The sequence below is a fragment of the Streptomyces sp. HUAS MG56 genome, assembly GCF_058673395.1.
This window is the reverse complement of the sequence record NZ_CM178722.1, coordinates 1,993,554-2,012,102: the sequence shown is the minus strand read 5'-3', so window position 1 is coordinate 2,012,102 and position 18,549 is coordinate 1,993,554. Positions and strand designations below refer to the sequence as shown.

General features: G+C 73.0%; 21 protein-coding genes. 15 read left to right on the top strand and 6 right to left on the bottom strand.

Going from position 1 to position 18,549, the window contains the following annotated elements; all coding sequences use genetic code 11:
* Window positions 1-23 precede the first annotated feature (23 nt).
* From AC4OXY_RS09780 to AC4OXY_RS09750, 7 genes are all read left to right on the top strand, one after another.
* The gene (locus AC4OXY_RS09780; RefSeq protein ID WP_356032329.1) at window positions 24-107 is read left to right on the top strand and encodes a putative leader peptide; all 84 of its coding nucleotides are present in this window, start codon (window positions 24-26) and stop codon (window positions 105-107) included.
* 174 nt (window positions 108-281) lie between these two features.
* Entirely contained in the window at window positions 282-1,409 is a 1,128-nt protein-coding gene (gene sfnG / locus AC4OXY_RS09775) for a dimethylsulfone monooxygenase SfnG (RefSeq protein WP_491993692.1), read from the top strand.
* Window positions 1,410-1,483: 74 nt separating this feature from the next.
* On the top strand, window positions 1,484-2,713 hold the full coding sequence (locus tag AC4OXY_RS09770; protein ID WP_402067471.1) for an acyl-CoA dehydrogenase family protein: 1,230 nt from the start codon (window positions 1,484-1,486) through the stop codon (window positions 2,711-2,713).
* A 62-nt stretch (window positions 2,714-2,775) separates the two neighbouring features.
* Window positions 2,776-3,330, top strand: coding sequence for an NADPH-dependent FMN reductase (ssuE, locus tag AC4OXY_RS09765; RefSeq protein ID WP_356032261.1), 555 nt, complete (start codon window positions 2,776-2,778; stop codon window positions 3,328-3,330).
* 8 nt (window positions 3,331-3,338) lie between these two features.
* On the top strand, window positions 3,339-4,526 hold the full coding sequence (locus tag AC4OXY_RS09760) for an SfnB family sulfur acquisition oxidoreductase (RefSeq protein ID WP_376293140.1): 1,188 nt from the start codon (window positions 3,339-3,341) through the stop codon (window positions 4,524-4,526).
* A gap of 47 nt (window positions 4,527-4,573) precedes the next feature.
* On the top strand, window positions 4,574-5,716 hold the full coding sequence (locus tag AC4OXY_RS09755; protein WP_356032255.1) for an LLM class flavin-dependent oxidoreductase: 1,143 nt from the start codon (window positions 4,574-4,576) through the stop codon (window positions 5,714-5,716).
* 28 nt (window positions 5,717-5,744) lie between these two features.
* Complete coding sequence (locus tag AC4OXY_RS09750; protein ID WP_491993691.1) at window positions 5,745-5,918, top strand: hypothetical protein; 174 nt, start codon at window positions 5,745-5,747, stop codon at window positions 5,916-5,918.
* A gap of 93 nt (window positions 5,919-6,011) precedes the next feature.
* Here the strand turns inward: AC4OXY_RS09750 and AC4OXY_RS09745 are convergent, their stop codons facing one another.
* Window positions 6,012-7,046, bottom strand: a complete 1,035-nt coding sequence (locus AC4OXY_RS09745) for an acyl-CoA dehydrogenase family protein (protein ID WP_491993690.1) — start codon at window positions 7,044-7,046, stop codon at window positions 6,012-6,014.
* Between the two features lie 209 nt (window positions 7,047-7,255).
* On the opposite strand from AC4OXY_RS09745, the gene AC4OXY_RS09740 reads away from it, so the two are divergent.
* From AC4OXY_RS09740 to AC4OXY_RS09715, 6 genes are all read left to right on the top strand, one after another.
* Window positions 7,256-8,578 carry an aldehyde dehydrogenase family protein gene (locus AC4OXY_RS09740; RefSeq protein ID WP_491993689.1) on the top strand — a complete coding sequence of 441 codons (1,323 nt, stop codon included), beginning with the start codon at window positions 7,256-7,258 and terminating at the stop codon, window positions 8,576-8,578.
* A gap of 70 nt (window positions 8,579-8,648) precedes the next feature.
* Window positions 8,649-9,566, top strand: a complete 918-nt coding sequence (locus AC4OXY_RS09735) for an aldo/keto reductase (RefSeq protein WP_376293152.1) — start codon at window positions 8,649-8,651, stop codon at window positions 9,564-9,566.
* A gap of 153 nt (window positions 9,567-9,719) precedes the next feature.
* A complete protein-coding gene (locus AC4OXY_RS09730) occupies window positions 9,720-10,100 on the top strand; it encodes a BlaI/MecI/CopY family transcriptional regulator (protein ID WP_356032245.1) in 381 nt (126 codons plus the stop codon).
* Window positions 10,097-11,023, top strand: a complete 927-nt coding sequence (locus tag AC4OXY_RS09725; RefSeq protein WP_402067482.1) for a M48 family metalloprotease — start codon at window positions 10,097-10,099, stop codon at window positions 11,021-11,023. Before AC4OXY_RS09730 ends, AC4OXY_RS09725 begins: the two co-directional genes overlap by 4 nt.
* Before the next feature lie 154 nt (window positions 11,024-11,177).
* The gene (locus AC4OXY_RS09720) at window positions 11,178-11,570 is read left to right on the top strand and encodes a VOC family protein (RefSeq protein WP_362820883.1); all 393 of its coding nucleotides are present in this window, start codon (window positions 11,178-11,180) and stop codon (window positions 11,568-11,570) included.
* Window positions 11,571-11,605: 35 nt separating this feature from the next.
* Complete coding sequence (locus tag AC4OXY_RS09715) at window positions 11,606-12,685, top strand: adenosine deaminase (RefSeq protein WP_491993688.1); 1,080 nt, start codon at window positions 11,606-11,608, stop codon at window positions 12,683-12,685.
* Here AC4OXY_RS09715 and AC4OXY_RS09710 read toward each other — a convergent pair.
* From AC4OXY_RS09710 to AC4OXY_RS09700, 3 genes are all read right to left on the bottom strand, one after another.
* The gene (locus tag AC4OXY_RS09710) at window positions 12,667-13,182 is read right to left on the bottom strand and encodes a mycothiol transferase (protein WP_362820882.1); all 516 of its coding nucleotides are present in this window, start codon (window positions 13,180-13,182) and stop codon (window positions 12,667-12,669) included. The two genes, AC4OXY_RS09715 and AC4OXY_RS09710, sit on opposite strands and share 19 nt — an antisense overlap.
* Window positions 13,183-13,210: 28 nt before the next feature.
* Window positions 13,211-14,719 (bottom strand): carotenoid oxygenase family protein, encoded by a 1,509-nt coding sequence (locus AC4OXY_RS09705; protein WP_491993687.1) that lies wholly within the window; start codon window positions 14,717-14,719, stop codon window positions 13,211-13,213.
* Between the two features lie 77 nt (window positions 14,720-14,796).
* Window positions 14,797-15,723 carry a LysR family transcriptional regulator gene (locus AC4OXY_RS09700; protein WP_402067488.1) on the bottom strand — a complete coding sequence of 309 codons (927 nt, stop codon included), beginning with the start codon at window positions 15,721-15,723 and terminating at the stop codon, window positions 14,797-14,799.
* Between the two features lie 111 nt (window positions 15,724-15,834).
* Here AC4OXY_RS09700 and mgrA point away from each other — a divergent pair, with 111 nt between their 5' ends.
* A complete protein-coding gene (mgrA, locus tag AC4OXY_RS09695; protein ID WP_362820880.1) occupies window positions 15,835-16,827 on the top strand; it encodes an L-glyceraldehyde 3-phosphate reductase in 993 nt (330 codons plus the stop codon).
* A gap of 28 nt (window positions 16,828-16,855) precedes the next feature.
* Here the strand turns inward: mgrA and AC4OXY_RS09690 are convergent, their stop codons facing one another.
* Window positions 16,856-17,317, bottom strand: a complete 462-nt coding sequence (locus AC4OXY_RS09690; RefSeq protein ID WP_362820879.1) for a DUF5990 family protein — start codon at window positions 17,315-17,317, stop codon at window positions 16,856-16,858.
* A 78-nt stretch (window positions 17,318-17,395) separates the two neighbouring features.
* Window positions 17,396-17,776 (bottom strand): nuclear transport factor 2 family protein, encoded by a 381-nt coding sequence (locus AC4OXY_RS09685; RefSeq protein WP_362820878.1) that lies wholly within the window; start codon window positions 17,774-17,776, stop codon window positions 17,396-17,398.
* Window positions 17,777-18,093: 317 nt separating this feature from the next.
* Between AC4OXY_RS09685 and AC4OXY_RS09680 the strand changes: the two genes are divergently transcribed.
* Window positions 18,094-18,504, top strand: coding sequence for a hypothetical protein (locus AC4OXY_RS09680; protein WP_356032217.1), 411 nt, complete (start codon window positions 18,094-18,096; stop codon window positions 18,502-18,504).
* The last annotated feature ends 45 nt before the right edge of the window (window positions 18,505-18,549 follow it).

Sequence of the window (18,549 nt, the reverse complement as noted above, 5' to 3'; positions counted from 1 at the left end):
CGACGGCTGCCACGATCGACGGCATGACGATGCGACTGGACCTCACGCGGCGACGCCATGTCGACCTCGCACGCGTCTCCAGCGCCTCCTGTTGCGCCGCGGCCTGATCACCCCTCCGCGATCCGCCGCGCTTTCCCCTTTTCCTCGCTCTCGGCTTCCTCTTTTCTCGCCTGAATTCGCCGTGCCCGCACCTTCGTTCAAGTGCGCCCGCGCCCTTTGCGGCGACCGTGCCTGCACCCGAATTCGGCGTGCCCGAAAGCATGACGCACCAGGAGTTCCGCATGCCCGCAGCACCCCTGCAATTCGCCTACTGGGTCCCCAACGTCAGCGGGGGACTCGTCACCAGCACCATCGAACAGCGCACCGACTGGGGATACGAGTACAACCGCCGGCTGGCCGTGCTCGCCGAGAACAACGGGTTCGACTACGCCCTCAGCCAGGTCCGGTACATGGCCAGCTACGGCGCCGAGTACCAGCACGAGTCGACGAGCTTCAGTCTCGCCCTGCTGCTGGCCACCGAGCGCCTGAAGGTCATCGCCGCCGTCCACCCCGGCCTGTGGCACCCCGGAGTCCTCGCCAAGTTCGGCGCCACCGCCGACCACCTGTCCGGCGGGCGGTTCGCCGTGAACGTCGTATCGGGATGGTTCAAGGGGGAGTTCACCGCGCTCGGCGAGCCCTGGCTGGAGCACGACGAGCGCTACCGGCGGTCCGAGGAGTTCATCACCGCCCTGCGGAAGATCTGGACCGAGGACCACACCGAACTCGCCGGAGACTTCTACCGGTTGCGGGACTTCACCCTGAAGCCCAAGCCGCTGGACGTCCCCGGGCGCGCTCACCCGGAGATCTTCCAGGGCGGCAACTCGACCGCCGCCCGGCACATGGCGGGCCGGGTCTCGGACTGGTACTTCTCCAACGGCAAGGACTACGACGGTGTCGTCGAGCAGCTCGCCGACGTCCGCGCCTCCGCCACCGAAGCCGGCCGCGGCGCACCGAAGTTCGGCCTCAACGGCTTTCTCATCGCCCGCGACACCGAGGCGGAGGCCCGCGAGACCCTGCGCGAGATCGTCGCCAAGGCCGACACCGAGGCCGTCCACGGCTTCCGCGCCGCCGTCCAGCAGGCCGGACGGTCCACCACCGACGGCAAGGGCATGTGGCAGGACTCCGCCTTCGAGGACCTGGTCCAGTACAACGACGGCTTCCGCACCGGCCTGATCGGCACTCCCGAGCAGATCGCGGAACGCATCGTCGCCTACAAGAAGCTCGGCGTCGACCTCTTCCTCCTCGGCTTCCTCCACTACCACGAGGAGGTCGAGTACTTCGGCAAGCGCGTGCTCCCCCTCGTACGGGAGCTGGAGGCACAGCTTCCCGGGAGCGAGCCCGAGCCCGTCCCGGCACCCGCCCACGCCTGACCTTTCCTTCCCCCCGCCTTTCGCGCCGCACCGGAAGAGCACCGGGCCGCACCGCGAGAAAGAGGTCACCCCGAATGAGCAGCACCGACGGCACCGACGCGCACACCGACTGGACCACCCGCCCCGCCCCCGCCACTGCCGAGGACTGGATCGCCCGTGCCACCGAGGTGGCGGCCGTCCTCGCCACCGACGCCGCAGCCCGCGACCGGGCCGGTGCCACCCCGTACGCCGAGGTCCGGCTGCTGAAGGACTCCGGCCTCGTCACCCTGCTCGGCCCCGTCGAACACGGAGGCGCGGGACAGGACTGGCCCACCGCCTACCGGGTCGTCCGCGAGATCGCCAAGGCCGACGGCTCGATCGGACAGCTCCTCGGCTACCACTACCTGTGGTTCTGGGCCGCCCGGCTCGTCGGCACCCGTGAGCAGTGGGAGCACGTGGAGGCCGAGGCCTCCCGTGACCGCTGGTTCTTCGGCGGCGCCGTCAACCCGCGCGACAAGGACGTGATCGTCACCGAGGACGGAGACGACCTGGTCTTCACCGGCCGCAAGTCGTTCTCCACCGGCAGCAGGGTCTCCGACGTCACCGTCCTGGAAGGCGTCCTGGAGGGCACCGAGAAGCATGTCTTCGCCATCGTGCCGTCCGACTCCGAGGGGCTGACCTTCCACGACGACTGGGACAACATCGGCCAGCGGCTCACCGAGAGCGGCGGCGTCACCCTCGACGGGGTCCGCACCCCGTGGTCCTCCGCCGCCGGGTACGTGGACAAGGAGTTCCGGCCGCGGGTCTACAACACCCTCAACGTCCCCACCATCCAGCTGGTGTTCGTCAGCTTCTACCTCGGCATCGCCGCCGGCGCGCTGGACACGGCCCTCACCTACACCGGCACCAAGTCCCGCCCCTGGCTGCACGGAGGCCACGAGCGCGCGGTCGACGAGCCGTACGTCATCGACACCTACGGAGACCTCACCGCCAAGCTCTGGGCCGTGGAGGCGCTCGCCGACGCGGTCGCCGCCGAGGGACAGAAGCTGCACGACGACCCCGACGCGGTCACCGCCCGGACCCGTGGCGAGTTCGAGGTGCGGGTCGCCGCGGTCAAGGCCCGCGCCACCGAGGTCGCCCTGGAGATCACCAGCCGGATCTTCGAGGTCACCGGCGCCCGCGCCACCGCGACGGCGGAGGGCCTGGACCGTTTCTGGCGCAACGTGCGCACGCACACCCTGCACGACCCCGTCGCCTACAAGCGACGCGAGGTCGGCCGCTGGGTCCTTGAGGGCGAACTGCCCGAACCCACCTGGTACTCCTGACCGCCCTCCGCCCGGGCGCCCGTCCACGCACGGGTGCCCGGCGCACCAGAAACGAGGCACGCATGGCCACCGTCCTGTCCGTCTCCGGCAGCCCCTCCGCCACCTCCCGCACCGGCCGCCTGCTGCGCCACCTGGACCAGCGGCTGACCGCCCACGGGCACGAGGTGATCGCGCTCGACGTCCGCGCTCTGCCGGCCGAGGCACTGCTCGGCGCCGACGCGCGCCACCCGGCCATCGCCCGGACCGCCGAACTGTTCGCCCGCGCCGACGGCGTCCTGATCGGCACGCCCATCTACAAGGCGTCGTACTCCGGCGTGCTCAAAGCGCTCCTCGACCTGCTCCCGCAGTACGCGCTCACCGGCAAGACCGTGCTGCCGCTGGCCACCGGTGGTTCCACCGCCCATGTCCTCGCCATCGACTACGCGCTGCGCCCGGTGCTGAACTCCATGGGCGCCGCCCACATCGTCCAGGGCTGGTTCACCCTCGACAAGGACATCACCGTGCGCGAGGACGGCTCGCTGACCGTCGCCCCGGCCACCGCCGAGGCGCTCGGGCAGGTGGTGGACCAGTTCTCCGCCGCCCTCGGCCGGACCCCGCTGCTGGCGGCGGCGAGCTGAGCCGTCCCATGACCGCCGCACACGTCATCGCCGACGACGCCGAGGCGCTCGCCGTCGCGGCGGCCCTGGCCGCGGAGTTCCGCGCCGGGGCCGCCGAGCGGGACGCCGAACGGCGCCTGCCCCGGGCCGAACTGGACCGGCTGTCCCGCTCCGGGCTGCTCGCCGTCACGGTGCCCGCCGACCACGGCGGCGCCGACGTCACCATGGGCACCCTCGCGGAGATCTTCCGGCTGCTCGGCACGGCCGACGCGAGCCTCGCCCAGATCCCGCAGAGCCACTTCGTGTACACCAATGTGATCCGTCGTCAGGGAACCGAACGGCAGCGGAAGTTCTTCTTCGCCGAGCTCCTGGCCGGACGCCGGTTCGGCAACGCGCAGTCCGAAGCGGGCACCAAGCACGTGCAGGACATCCGCACCCGCCTGGAACCCCGACCCGACGGGTCGTACCGGCTCACCGGCGTCAAGCACTACTCCACCGGAGCCCTGTTCGCCGACTGGATCCCGGTGCTCGCCCGCGTCCCGGACGACACCCTGCACGTCGCCTACGTCCCCCGGGACGCCCCCGGCCTGAGCGTCGTCGACGACTGGGACGGCATGGGCCAGCGGACGACGGCCAGCGGTACCGTCCGCCTGGACGCCGTACCCCTGCCCGCCGACCGGGTGCTGCCCCACCACCTCACCTTCGAGGGGCCGCAACTGCACGGCGCCGTGGCCCAGTTGCTGCATGCCGCCATCGACACCGGCATCGCGGACGGGGCGCTCAAGGAGGCCGCGGAGTTCGTCCGCACCAAGAGCCGCCCGTGGTTCGAGAGCGGTGCCGACGCCGCCGTCGAGGATCCGCTGCTCGTCCAGCGCTTCGGTGAACTCGACCTCCGGGTGCGGACGGCCCGGGCGCTGCTGACGGAGGCGGCCCGCGCGGTCGACGCGGCCCGCGGTCGGCTCACCGACGACACGGCGGCCGAGGCGTCCCTCGCCGTCGCCGCCGCCAAGGTGCGTGCGGGAGAGGCCGCGGTGGAGGTGGCGGGTGCCCTCTTCGAAGTGGCCGGCACTCGTTCCGCGCTCAACTCCCTCAATCTGCACCGGTATTGGCGCGACGCCCGCACCCACACCCTGCACGACCCGGCCCGCTGGAAGATCCAGCACCTCGGCCGGTACGCGCTGACCGGCACCCCGCCGCCCCGGCACGGCCTGCTCTGACGGACCGCACGGCCCGCCGCGACGGACACCAGAGAACGGAGCCCCACGTGTCCCTCACCTTCCACTGGTTCCTGCCCACCAACGGCGACAGCCGCCATGTCGTCGGCGGCGGCCACGGCACCCCGGCCACCGCGTCGGGCCGGGACCGGCCGCCCACGGTCGCCTACCTGAGCCAGATCGCCCGCGCCGCCGAGCAGCTCGGCTTCGCCGCCGCGCTCACCCCGACCGGCGCCTGGTGCGAGGACGCGTGGCTCACCACCGCCATGGTCAGCCAGAACTCCGAGCGGCTGAAGTTCCTGGTCGCCTTCCGGCCCGGCTCGGTCTCGCCGACGCTCGCCGCGCAGATGGCCTCCACCTTCCAGCGGCAGAGCGGCGGCCGGCTGCTGCTCAACGTCGTCACCGGCGGCGAGAGCCACGAACAGCGGGCCTACGGCGACTTCCTCGACAAGGACGCCCGCTACCGTCGTACCGGCGAATTCCTGCACATCGTGCGCCAGTTGTGGGACGGCAAGAGCGTCGACCTGGACGGCGAGTTCCTGCGCGTCGAGGACGCGAAGCTCAGCCGGCTGCCCGACCCGGTGCCCGAGGTGTACTTCGGCGGCTCCTCGCCAGCCGCGGGAGAGGTCGCGGCCAAGTACGCCGACGTGTACCTGACCTGGGGCGAGCCACCCGCCCAGGTCGCCGGGAAGATCGCCTGGATCCGCGCGCTGGCCGCCGAGCACGGCCGTACCCTGCGCTTCGGCATCCGCCTGCACGTCATCACCCGGGACACCACCGCCGAGGCCTGGGCGGAGGCGGACCGGCTGCTCGACGGCTTCGATCCGGAGACCGTCCGGGCCGTGCAGGCGGGGCTCGCGCGCAGCGAGTCCGAGGGCCAGCAGCGCATGCTCGCGCTGCACGGCGGCAGCCGGGAGAGCCTGGAGATCCACCCGAACCTGTGGGCCGGCATCGGCCTGGTGCGCGGCGGCGCGGGCACGGCGCTGGTCGGCAGCCACGACGAGGTCGCGGAGCGGATCAAGGAGTACCACGCGCTCGGCATCGACGAGTTCGTCCTCTCCGGCTATCCGCACCTGGAGGAGGCGTACTGGTTCGGCGAGGGCGTGCTGCCCCGCCTCGCGGCCCAGGGACTGTGGACACACCCCGACGACGGCGCGTCCGTCCCCTCGGCGCAGGTGCCGTTCACGAGCTGACCAACTCGCCTCAGCAGACGGCCGGTTCATGACGCAAGAACCGAACGAGGTCTCCACCGCCGTCACGTGGGGTGGTGCCGCGCTGGGTGCGCATGCCGGTGCCCGAGCTACGGCGGCGGTTCCCCCGGGGTGCCGTTCCGCCGTGTACCAGACCGCGCTCAACGCCTTCGGCCTGCACGGCCTGGTCCACCCGGCCCCGTGACCTGGGCCTCGGCTTCGCCGCGGCCGAGACGGTCGTCACCCGTGCGCCGGCCAAGGGGGCGCTGCGACGGCGCTGACGCCCGCCCCGTGTGCCTCAGCCGGCCGCCAGCGCCCGCAGATGTGCCGTACGGGTCTCCGTCGTCTGCCCCTGGACCAGCAGGAACAGCGCCTCCCGGGCGAGGCGCTGGGCCCGGCTCGACAGGGCCATCGACCGGCCGCCCCCGGCGACCACCGCCGCCGTGGTGGCCCTGCGCAGCACCTCGTACGCCTCCGCCCGCACGGCCAGCCGCTCCTCGGCCCGCTCCAGCGGCACCGGATGGTCGGCCAGGGCGTAGGCCCGGCGGCGCACGTCGTCGAGCCGGGCGCGCAGCGGGGCGGCCGGCTCCTCGTCCAGCAGGTCCAGGGCGGCGCGCGCGACGCCGAAGACCGCCGGGTTGGCGTTCAGCGTCCGGGCCCGGTCGCCGGATGCCCAGCGTGCGTACGGCATCCGCAGGGCGACCGCGTCCTCGGGCAGCCGCAGTCCGGACAGTTCCAGCGACACCGTGCGCGCGGCGGTGAGGGCGGCGAGGCGCATCGGCTCCGAGGCGCGCAGTCCCGGCTGCTCGCGGGCCTCGGCGAAGGCGAACAGCACCTCGCCGGCCTCGGTCACCCCGGCGAGCAGCAGCACGTCGTTCAGCCCCCACCCCGTGTACCAGGGCACGGTCCCGTCGAACCGCAGGCCGCCGGCCTCCCGTCGGACCCGCACCGGCGTCCGCGGATACGACCGCAGATGCGCGTACGCCACCCCGGCCAGCAGCTCGCCGCGGGCCAGCGGGCCCAACAGGCATTCACGGACCGGGAGTTCGCTCTGCGCGAGGGTCTGCACCGGGGAGTGGTGCTGGGTCTGCACGAACCACGTCGAGCAGCAGGCACCGGCCAGGATCTCGGCGGTCTCGCGCAGCACCGCGGGCGGCGCGCCGGAGCCGCCGTACGCGACGGGTGCCCCCACGCCGAGCAGCCCCGACCGCTTCACCGCCGCGATATGGCTCGCGGGCACCCCCTCCTGGTCCACCCGCTCGGCCTCGGGGACGAGCAGCTCGGCGGCGAGCCGGCGGGCGCGGGTGACGAGCGGATGCGCGGTGGTGGTCATGGCGGGGATTCTTCCGGACCATTGCGGGCGACCCGTGGCGGGGGCCGGTCCGGGCGGGCGTATCGGGGGCGGCGCGGGGGTGGCCCGGGCGTGTGAGCGTGATCACTTCTGCCCGCCGGGATTAACTTGAGGACCTGAAAGGTTGGCGACTACATCCAATGAGTCCTAGGCTCGGGCCGTAACCGCCCGGCACCCCCAGCGAGGCACCCGTGAACCACCCCGCCATCGAGCAGCCCGCCGACATCGTGGCCCGGCTGCGCGCCACCTTCGCCACCGGCCGCACCAAGCCCGTCGACTGGCGCACCGAGCAGTTGCGCCGCCTGCGCGCGATGCTCACGGAACGCGGCGCCGACCTCGCCGCCGCCCTCCACGCCGACCTCGGCAAGAGCGGCACCGAGGCCTATCGCACCGAGATCGACTTCACGATCCGAGAGATCGACCACACCCTGGACCACCTCGCCGACTGGCTGCGCCCCGAGCCCGCGCCCGTCCCGGCCCACCTCGGCGCCGACGCGACGGCCTGGACGCAGTACGACCCGCTGGGCGTCGTCCTCGTCATCGCCCCCTGGAACTACCCGGCGCAGCTGCTGCTCGCCCCCATGGTCGGCGCGCTGGCCTCCGGCAACGCCGTGGTCGTCAAGCCCAGCGAGCTGGCCCCGGCCACCTCCGCCGCCCTCGCCGAGCTGATCCCGGCCTACCTCGACACCGACGCGGTCGCCGTGGTCGAGGGCGGTGTCCCGGAGACCACGGCCCTGCTGGCCGAGCGCTTCGACCACATCTTCTACACCGGCAACGGCACCGTCGGCCGCATCGTGATGCGCGCCGCCGCCGAACACCTCACCCCGGTCACCCTCGAACTCGGCGGCAAGTCACCGGTGTTCGTCGACCGCGACGCCGACCTGGACGTGGTCGCGGACCGGCTCGCCCGCGGCAAGTTCCTCAACGCCGGACAGACCTGCGTCGCCCCCGACTACGTGCTGACCGACCCCGAGACCGCCGCCGCCCTGGAGACCAGCCTGGTGCGGGCGGTCGAGACGCTGTTCGGCACCGACCCCGCGCAGTCCCCGGAGTACGGCCGTATCGTCAACGAGCGCCACTTCGACCGGCTGTCGGGGCTGCTCGGCTCCGGCCGGCTGGCCGTGGGCGGCGCGAGCGACCGCACCGCCAAGTACATCGCCCCGACCGTCCTCGCGGACGTCGACCCGGCGTCGGCGGTCATGCAGGAGGAGATCTTCGGCCCGATCCTGCCGATCGTCACCGTGCCCGGCCTGGACGAGGCGATCGCCTTCATCAACGACCGCGACAAACCGCTCGCGCTGTACGTCTTCAGCGAGTCCGAGCAGACGCGCGGGCGCATCGCCGCCGAGACCTCCTCCGGCGGCCTCGGCTACGGCCTGCCCCTCGCCCATCTCACCGTCTCCGACCTGCCGTTCGGCGGCGTGGGGGAGAGCGGCATGGGCAACTACCACGGCCGCTACTCCATCGAGACGTTCAGCCACCGCAAGGCGGTCCTGGACAAGCCGCTCGGCTGAGCCGGCCCCGGCCCGGCCGTCCTCCCCGAATTCGCTTGCGTGGACGGCCGGATGTGCGACACTCCGCCGGATGACCGCTGAAACGATCACCGCGGAAGCATCCGGCACCGTCACGCTCGGCGATCTGCCCGTCCACCGCATCGGCTTCGGAGCCATGCGGCTGACGGGCAGCGCCGCGTTCCACCTGGGCACTCCCAGCAGCCGGGAGCGCTCCCTGTCCGTGCTGCGCCGGGCCATGGAGCTGGGCGTGAACCACATCGACACCGCCGCCTTCTACTTCTCGGCCACCCGCTCCGCGAACGAGCTCATCAACACCGCCCTCGCGCCGTACGCCGACGACCTGGTCATCGCCACCAAGGTCGGCCCCTTCCGCGACTACTGCGGCGAGTGGGGCACCTCGGCCCGGCCCGACCAACTGCGCGGCCACGTCGAGGAGAACCTGCGCCAGCTCGGCCGCGACCACCTCGACCTCGTCTACCTGCGCCGGATGCGCCAGGACTCCGTCGCCGAGCACTTCGGCGCCCTCGCCGAACTGCGCACGGCCGGGCTCGTCCGCCACCTCGGCATCTCCGGCGTCGAACCGCGCCACCTCACCGAGGCCCTGGAGATCGCCCCGGTGGTCAGCGTCCAGAACCGCTACGCCCTGGACCGGCCGGATCCCGTCGACGACGAGATGCTCCGCCTGTGCGGCGAGCGCGGCATCGCGTTCGTCCCCTTCTACGCCGTCGCCGGAGAGGCGGGCGCCCACGCGGCGGCCGACACCCACGACGAGGAGGTGCGCGCCATCGCCCGTGCCCACGGCGCGACCCCCGCCCAGATCCGCATCGCCTGGACCCTCCACCAGGGCCCGCACGTCCTCGCCATCCCCGGCACGGGCAACCCCGACCACCTCGTGGAGAACGTGGCCGCGGGGGCGCTGCGCCTGACGGCGGACGAGACGGCGCGGCTGGACGCCCTGCACACCGGGCCGGGCACCGGGGCGAGCTGACGCGGGCGGGGGATCCGGCCCGGCCACTCCGGGCCCGCCCATAATGGGCGGGTAAGGGACAAGGCGGGCGCACAGCCGTACGAAGGCGCGGTTGACTACCATCGTGTAGACGGATTCCCTGGCCGCATACGTAGACGGGGTGAGGATCGTTCCATGACCGAGGCGAAGGACGAGCGCCGGCCGGCCGGTGAGCTTGAGGCGAGTGTCATGGCCACGCTGTGGGCCGCCGGAGGGCCGCAGACGCCCGGCCAGGTCCAGTCGCGCCTCGGCGCGGACCTGGCGCGGACGACCGTGACGACGATCCTCAGCCGGCTGCACGACAAGGGGGTCGTGGAGCGGCACCGCCAGGGGCGCGGTTTCGCCTACGTCCCGGTGCGCGACGTCCAGGACGCCCAGGGGCTCACCGCGCGCCGCATGCACAGCGAGCTGGACCGCGACACCGACCGCGAGACCGTGCTCGCCCGGTTCGTGGCCCAGCTCAGCCCCGACGACGAACGTGTCCTGCGGGACCTGCTCGAACCCGAAGAACGATGACCGCACTGCTCCTGCTGCCCCTGCTGCTGCCCTTCGCCCTGCCGGCCCTGGCCCGCCGGGCCCTGGACAGGCTGACCCCGGTCGTCGCGCTGTGGGCCGTCACCGTCTGTGCCGTCGTCCTCGCCGGCTGCTCGCTGGCCGCGCTCGGCTCGTTCGTCCTGATCGGGCTGTTCAAGGTGCCGCTCTTCGCCGCGCTCGGCGAACTGGTCCGCCCGCTGCACACCGCCTCGGACCTCGTCGTCCTGCCCGCCGCCGCGACCTCCGTCGGCGTGCTCGCCGTGTGCGGCTGGACCCTGGTCCGGTCCGTGCTCCGCCAGACGCGCGCCTTCCGCGTCGCGCGTACACAAGCCGGGCGCGGCCCCGCCGCGGGCGACCTGTGCGTGGTGGACTCGTCCCGCCCGGACGCCTACGCACTGCCGGGCCGCCCGCACCGCATCGTCGTCACCACCGCGATGCTGCGCAGCCTGGACGGCCCCGAGCGCGAGGCGCTGTTCGCGCACGAGCGGGCGCACAACGACGGCGGCCACCACTACTTCCTCGCCGCCGCCGAACTCGCCGCACACTGCCACCCTGCGCTGCGCCCCGTCCGCGAGTCGATCCGCCTCGCCGCCGAGCGCGCCGCCGACGAGGCCGCCGCGGCCCGGGTCGGCGACCGGCGGCTGACCGCCCGTGCCATCGCCCGCGCGGCCCTCGCCGGGCACTCCACGCCCGCCGAGCGCCCCGGCTTCGTGGCCGCCGCGACCTCCGGTCCCGTCCCGCAGCGCGTCCAGGCCCTGCTGGCCGCCCCGCGTGCCCCGCGCGCGGGCCGCACGATCGCGGCCCTCCTCCTCGCCTGCACCGCCGTCTCCTGCGTGGCCTCGGGCGCCGGAATGGCCGACTTCCACCACCGTGTGGAGATCGCCCAGGGCGACGAGACGCCCTGACCCGGACCACCGGCCGACCACCGGCCGACACTCCGCCGCAGCCCTGAGGCGACGCATGGAGGCACCCGCGGTGCAACGCGCGTAGAACGGGACTGGCGCCCGTGAAGTTTTACGTATAACCTCACCCGCTAACCAACCCCACCGGAAGGTCCCGATGCGACGCGTCGCCCTGGTCACCCTCGTCGTCGACGACTACGACGAGGCCATCCGCTTCTACACCGAGGCCCTCGGCTTCCGGCTCGCCGAGGACGCCCCGCGTCCCGACGGCTCCCGCTGGGTCGTCGTGGAGCCCGGCGGTGCCGGAGCCGGCACCGGTCTGCTGCTCGCCCGCGCCAAGGGAGAGGTCCAGCGCGCCCGCGTCGGCGACCAGACCGGCGGACGGGTCGGCTTCTTCCTGCACACCGACGACTTCGCCCGCGACCACGCCCGCATGACCGCGGCCGGAGTGACCTTCCTGGAGGACCCGCGCCACGAGCCGTACGGCACCGTCGCCGTCTTCCAGGACCTGTACGGCAACCGCTGGGACCTGCTCCAGCCCGCCGCCTGATCACCGCTGAACCACTCGCCGAGGAACGCCCTGCCATGACCGTGTCCCGCATCGACACCGAGACCCTCCGCCGGCTCCCCAAGGCCGTGCTGCACGACCACCTCGACGGCGGCCTGCGCCCCGCCACCGTCGTCGAACTCGCGGCGGAGATCGGTCACACCCTGCCCACCACCGACCCCGACGAACTGGCCGCCTGGTACTTCGAGGCCGCCAACTCCGGTGACCTGGTCCGCTACATCGCCACCTTCGAGCACACCCTCGCCGTCATGCAGTCCCGCGAGGGCCTGCTGCGCACCGCCGAGGAGTACGTGCTGGACCTCGCCGCCGACGGCGTCGTCTACGCCGAGGTGCGCTACGCCCCCGAGCTGAACACCAAGGGCGGGCTGTCGCTCGCCGAGGTCGTGGAGACCGTCCAGGAGGGCCTCGCCGCCGGCATGGCCAAGGCGGCCGCCGCCGGCGCCCCCGTCCGCGTGGGCACCCTGCTGTGCGGGATGCGGATGTTCGACCGGGTCCGCGAGGCCGCCGACCTGGCCGTCGCCTACCGTGACGCCGGGGTCGTCGGCTTCGACATCGCCGGCGCCGAGGACGGCTTCCCGGCCGCCGACCACCTGGCCGCCTTCGAGCACCTGCGCCGCGAGAGCGTGCCGTTCACCATCCACGCCGGCGAGGCGCACGGCCTGCCCAGCATCCACCAGGCCGTCCAGGTGTGCGGCGCCCAGCGCATCGGCCACGGCGTCCGCCTCACCGAGGACATCCCCGACCTCGCGGCCGGCAAGCTCGGCCGGCTCGCCTCCTGGGTGCGCGACCGCCGGATCGCGCTGGAGATGTGCCCCACCTCCAACCTCCAGACCGGCTGCGCCACCTCGATAGCCGAGCACCCGATCACGGCCCTGAAGGACCTCGGCTTCCGGGTCACCCTCAACACCGACAACCGGCTGGTGTCGGGGACGACGATGACCCGGGAGATGTCCCTGCTGGTCGAGGAGGCCGGCTGGACCGTCGAGGACCTGCGCACGGTCACGGTGAACGCCGTCAAGAGCGCGTTCATCCCGTTCGACGAGCGCAGGGCCCTCATCGAGGACGTGGTCCTGCCCGGTTACGCGGCCGCGCTCTGAAGCAGCCCCCTGAGGTAGGCGGCCTGTCCGACGTGCTGGAGATCGTCGGACAGGACGCTCACCAGGCGGACCCCCAGCGTGACCGGGGGATCCCAGCCCTCGTCCACGACCCGTTCCAGGTCCTTGGCGGCGAGCCCCTTGAGTGCCCCGAGGGTCTGCTCGTGGACGGCGTCGTAGTACCCGGTGAGCAGGTCCGCGGAGTCGACCCGCACCTTGGCGACCTTCGCCGGGGTGTGCCCGTAGCCGTGGTCGCGGGGCGGCAGGTCGAGGCCGAAGCGTTTCTCCCAGCCGTCGCTGAGCCAGACCTGCTCCAGGCCGAAGGCGTCGGCGACGTGGTCGTCCTGCACCCGGGTCAGGTGCCAGACCAGCCAGGCGAGGGAGTTGGCGTCGGGCGCCGGACGGTGGTTCAGCTCGTCCGGTCCGAGGCCGTCGAGGGCGGCGTGGACTTCTTCCTGGATGCGGCCGTAACCGTCGATGAGGATGTCCTTGGCATGCATACGGTCCACGATCGCGCATCCGGCGCCCTCACGCGTCCGGAATCCAGCTTCCGTGGAAGCCCAGCGGCACCCGCCCCGGCAGCTGGATCCGCGCCACCGGCTCGCCGGTGAAGTCCTGCGCCGCGAGGATCACCAGGTCGGCCAGGCCGCGGTCCGGGTTGTGGACGTAGGCGAGGGTGTACCCGTCGTCCTCCGCCGCCCGCCGGTCGCCCGGGTCGCGCGGGACGAACACGGCCTCGCCCGCCGCCGCGCCCCTCGGCAGCCGGTGCACCTGGGTGGTGCCGCGCAGCAGGTCGTGCTTGACCAGCCCGTCGGAGAAGGCGTCGTCGGGCGGGGCGGCGCCGTCCGGCGTCAGATACGCGGCGGTCATCCCGGCGGCCGCCGCCGTGTAGCCGTAGCGGTGCCGCCGCGCCACCCGCGCCTCGTTGACCCGCGGGAACTCCTGCGGCCGGTCGTCCAGCACCCGCTGCCGCACCCGCCCGTGGCGCAGGTCGACGCTCCAGCGCTCCAGCCTGGCCGTGCGCGCGTCGTACGGCCCGTCCGAGCCGCGCCCGGCGACGTAGAACGGCGCCGGGTAGGCCATCAGGTCGATCACCACGGACTCGCCCTCGTCATAGGCGTTGAGGGTGTGCGAGTAGAAGACCGGATCGATGCCGAACCAGCGGACCGGGCCGCCGGTACGCGGCATGACACCCACCCGGGTCGGGTGCTTCCGGTTCCAGACGTACGGCACCGGGGCGCCGGCTCCGGCCGCCGCCGCGTCGAAGGTGACCGGCAGGTCGAAGACGACGACGTACCGCTCGGTCAGCGCGAAGTCGTGCATCATCGGCGCGCCCGCCACCGGGATCCGGTGCGTCCGGGCGATCCGGCCGGAGCCGTCCACGACGAGGTGCCGGACGTGGTCCCAGTCCGGGTGGTAGGCGATCGCGTGCAACTCGTCCGCGAACGCGTCGTACTTGGTGTGCGCCGCGAACGCGCCCTCCAGCGTGCCCCGGAAGTCGTACGTGCCCACTGTGCCCAGCTCGCCGTCGAGTTCGTACGGCAGCGGGCCGCTCTCCTGGAGCGCGAGGATCCGCCCCCGGTGCGGGATGACGTGCGTGTTGCAGGCGAAGTCCTCCGCGGGCACCGGGCCGGGGTACGTCTCGCCGAGCTTCCGCGCGACCTGCGAGGAGCGCACCCAGCGGTTGCGGTACCACTCGGCCCTGCCGTCGCGCAGCCGCACACCGTGCACCATGCCGTCGCCGAGCATCCAGTGGTGGGCCCGGGGATCCTCCAGGCCCAGCACGTTGGGGCCGTTGCGCAGGAAACGGCCGTTCAGCTCGCGCGGGACGCGGCCGGTGACCGGCAGGTCGAAGGCCGTCAGTTCCTCGGTGACCGGGGCGAACACCCCTTCCATGAAGGGATAGTGACGTATCGTCAATTCCGTTGCGGGGCCCGCCGCTACGGCGCTCGCGCCCGTGCCTGTGCCCACGAGCGCGCCCGTCGCCGCGAGCCCCGCCGTGCCGCGCAGCACGGTCCGCCGTGTGTGTTCCGCCATGACATGTCTCCCTGAACCGTCGTCAGTCGTCATCGGTACGCCGACGGTTCCGAGTCTGCTGCGGCGGGCGGCCCGGATCAGGAGGCCTGGGGCCCCTCCTGGGGTGGTGCAAACCCCCCTGTCCCGCCTCCCGTTTCGAGGAGGGTGACCAGCGCGCGGGCGGCGGGGCTGGTGGCGCGGTCCGGCGGCAGCAGGGCGACCGTCTCGTACGCCGCCTCGCCCGCGCCCTTCAGCGGGAGCGCGGTGAGCGCGGGCCGCTTGTGCCGGAAGTGCCGGGGCACGACCGCGATCCCCAGGTTCTCGTCCACCAGGTCCAGCAGGCTGTGCACGTCGTTCACCTCCAGTGCCACCGTGCGCCGTACGCCCGCGGCGGTGAACGCGGCGTCGGTCGTGCGGCGCGGGCCCCAGTCCGGATGGAAGTCGACGAAGACCTCCCCGGCCAGGTCCTCCGGGGCGAGCGCCGCGCCCGCCGAGGCCAGCCGGTGGCCGGGATGGCACAGCACGGTCATCGGCTCGCTGGTCAGCGCCACCGAGCGCAGCTGATCGGAGTCCGCCCGGGTGCGGTAGGCGAAGGCCAGGTCCAGCCGCCCGGCCGCGACCTCCTCGGCCAGCGCGCCGGAGCCCGCCTGCCGCAGCCGGATCTCCACGTCCGGATGCCGCCCCCGGAAGCCCGCCAGCAGCCGTGCCACGTGCACCCCGGCGATGCACTGCTCGGTGCCGAGCGCCAGCGTGCCGCGCAGCACGCCCTGCACCGCCGCCACCGCCTCGTGCGCCGAGCGCACCTGTGACAGGATCCGCTCGGCCTCCGTCAGCAGCGCCCGCCCCGCCTCGGTGAGCGTCACCCGGCGTGTGGTCCGCACGAACAGCGGCGCCCGCAGCTCCCGCTCCAGCGCCCGGATCGAGGCCGACAGCCCCGACTGGGACACCATCAGACGCTCGGCGGCCCGGGTGAAGTGCTGGTCCTCGGCGACCGCGACGAAGTGCTGGAGATGGCGCAGTTCCATGATTGAGAAGCCTAGCCGCACAATTCCATCGGATTCTCCTGTTGGACCGCTGCGTGCGGTGCGCGCAAGAGTGGTCCTGGCAGACCATGTGCCCACCCCTCTGGAGTCGCGTTGTACACCGCACACCCCGACCGCTACGACGGCATGCCCTACCGCCGCACCGGACGCAGCGGGCTCAAGCTCCCCGCGCTGTCCCTCGGCCTGTGGCACAACTTCGGCCCGGACCGGCCCGTCGAGACCCAGCGCGCCATCCTGCGCCGCGCCTTCGACCTGGGCATCACCCACTTCGACCTCGCCAACAACTACGGCCCGCCGCCCGGCGCCGCCGAGTCCGCGCTCGGCGAGGCCCTGAGGGCCGACTTCGCGCCGTACCGCGACGAGCTGGTGATCTCGACCAAGGCCGGCTACCTCATGTGGCCCGGCCCGTACGGCGAATGGGGCTCGCGCAAGTACCTGCTCTCCTCGCTCGACCAGAGCCTCACGCGGATGGGCCTGGAGTACGTCGACGTCTTCTACTCGCACCGCCCCGACCCGGATACTCCGCTGGAGGAGACGATGGGCGCGCTGCACTCGGCGGTGCGGCAGGGCAAGGCGCTCTACGTCGGTGTCTCGAACTACTCCGCCGAGCAGACCCGGGAAGCCGCCCGCATCCTGGCCGACCTCGGTACCCCGCTCCTCATCCATCAGCCGCGCTACTCGATGCTGGACCGGCGCCCCGAGGACGAGGGCCTGCTCGACGCCCTGGACGAACTCCAGGTCGGCTCCATCGCCTACTCCCCGCTGGAGCAGGGCCTGCTCACCGGCCGCTACCTCGACGGCATCCCCGAGGACTCCCGCGCCGCCGGCGACAGCCCCTTCCTGAACTCCGACGCGGTCACCGAGGATCTCGTCGCGCGGCTGCGCGCCCTGGACGAGATCGCGAAGTCCCGTGGCCAGACCCTGGCCCAGCTCGCCCTGGCCTGGGTGCTGCGCGGCGGCCGCGTCACCTCGGCGCTGGTCGGCGCGAGCAGCGCGCAGCAGGTCGAGGACAGCGTCGGCGCGATCCGGAACCTGGACTTCGACACGGAGGAACTGGCCCGGATCGACGCGATCGTCCGTCCGTAGCCCCGCCGCAGGGCAGTGGGACGCGGGCTCACGTCTGCGCCGGCTCGCCCGCGCTCCACACGATCGCCGGGGGCACCACCCGCCCGCACAGCGGACGGCCCTTGGCGTCGGTGAGGGCGAGCCGGCCCACCAGCGTGCCGCGCCGCCGCGCCTCGGCGAGCACCTCGGGCGGAACGTCCACGAGCATCAGTTTGGCGCGCCGGAACATCCGGGACGCCTCCTCCTGCGGCTGCCTCCCGACCCAGGAGAGATAGACGAAGCGTCCGCCGAGCCGGTTCTGCACGTACGGGCCGCGCAGCTCGCCGTCGGCGGTGAACGTGCACGGGAGCGTCCACGTCGCCGTCGCGGCGTCGCCGGGCTGCGGATCGAGCAGCTCGGCCGGCCGGTCCTTGCGCTGGACCGCCACCTCGATCCCGCTAACCCCGTGAAAGTCCGGCCCGGGCCCGCAGTCGCGGCCGGGCAGGGAGTGGGCTTCGATGCGCAGGTGCATGCCACTCAGTGTGGGGGGAAGCGGGGCGGGAGGGCAGCCCCTCGCCCAGGCCGCCGGCCGGGCTGTCGCCGCGAGGCGTCAGGCGCCCTCCGGCACCCGGTCCAGGAAGCCCAGCACCTGCCGGATGCGGCCCTCCTCGTCCAGGGTGACCACGTCGAACCCGGCGACCGGAGCCGAGCCGTCCTCGCTCACCAGCTCCCAGCCGAAGCGCGCCGTGTCGTGATGGCCGTCCACCGTGCCGAGCGGGCGGAAGACGAACCCCGGGAACTGCTCGTGGGCGGCGGTGATCACGGCCGCGACGCCCTCGTGGCCGCGGACGTCGGCGAGGGGGTCGGTGTAACCGCCGTCCGCGGTCCACGCGGCGGCGACCGCCTTCTTCAGCGCCTCCGGCTCGGTGGCGTTCCAGGCCTCGAAGTAACGGGCGGCCGCGGTCTCGTAACGGTCGGTGTTCACGGACATGGTGAATCAGCCTCCATCGTGGTCGTCAGTGCTGGTCGGGCCCGGATCCGGGGCTTCGCCGATCCGGTGTGACCACCATGCCGGAGGCCGGCGGGGCGGGTCGATTACCTCTCCGGTAATGCCGGAGGCCCGCGCGCACCTCGGTGCATTCCGGTCAGAACGGGCGCCGAATATGCCAACAGGCTGGCCGGAAAGGCATGGTGACAGTGTTTCGGGAGAGGCGATACTCGAACGCCAGGGGCACTTCACCGCACAGGAGCCGCACGGGAAGGCGGGGCTTCGGCCGGCACACCAGCGAGGCGACGGGGGAGTGAGACGTGCACGACGAATTCCTGTGCCATGTCACGGCGTACGGCATGTGCGACGGCCGCCGCATCGGCGTACCGCTCGGCACCTATCGCGCGCCCACACTGGCGCTCGCCCTGTGGTGGTTACGGGACCGTGCGTCCTGGATCGCCGAGCGGCTCGACCCGAGCCCCGGGCATCCCTCCTTCCCCGTGGGCGCGCTGGTGCCCGTCGCCGAGACGGTCGCCGACGTGCCCACGCTGCTGCGCGCCTGGTGCGCCGACGACGTCGGGCAGGAGCGGGTGGCCGACGAACTGGCGGGCGGCCGGCTGGTGCGGATCGCCGCCAGCGACGACACCACCGAGTACGAGCTGCTCGCCGAGTCCGTCGACGCGCTCCGGATGCAGCGCACCCTGCCCGCCCTCGTCGTACCCGTCGCCTGACACGTGTCCATGCGCCCCGGGGGGAGGAGGGAGCGGAGAGGGCGG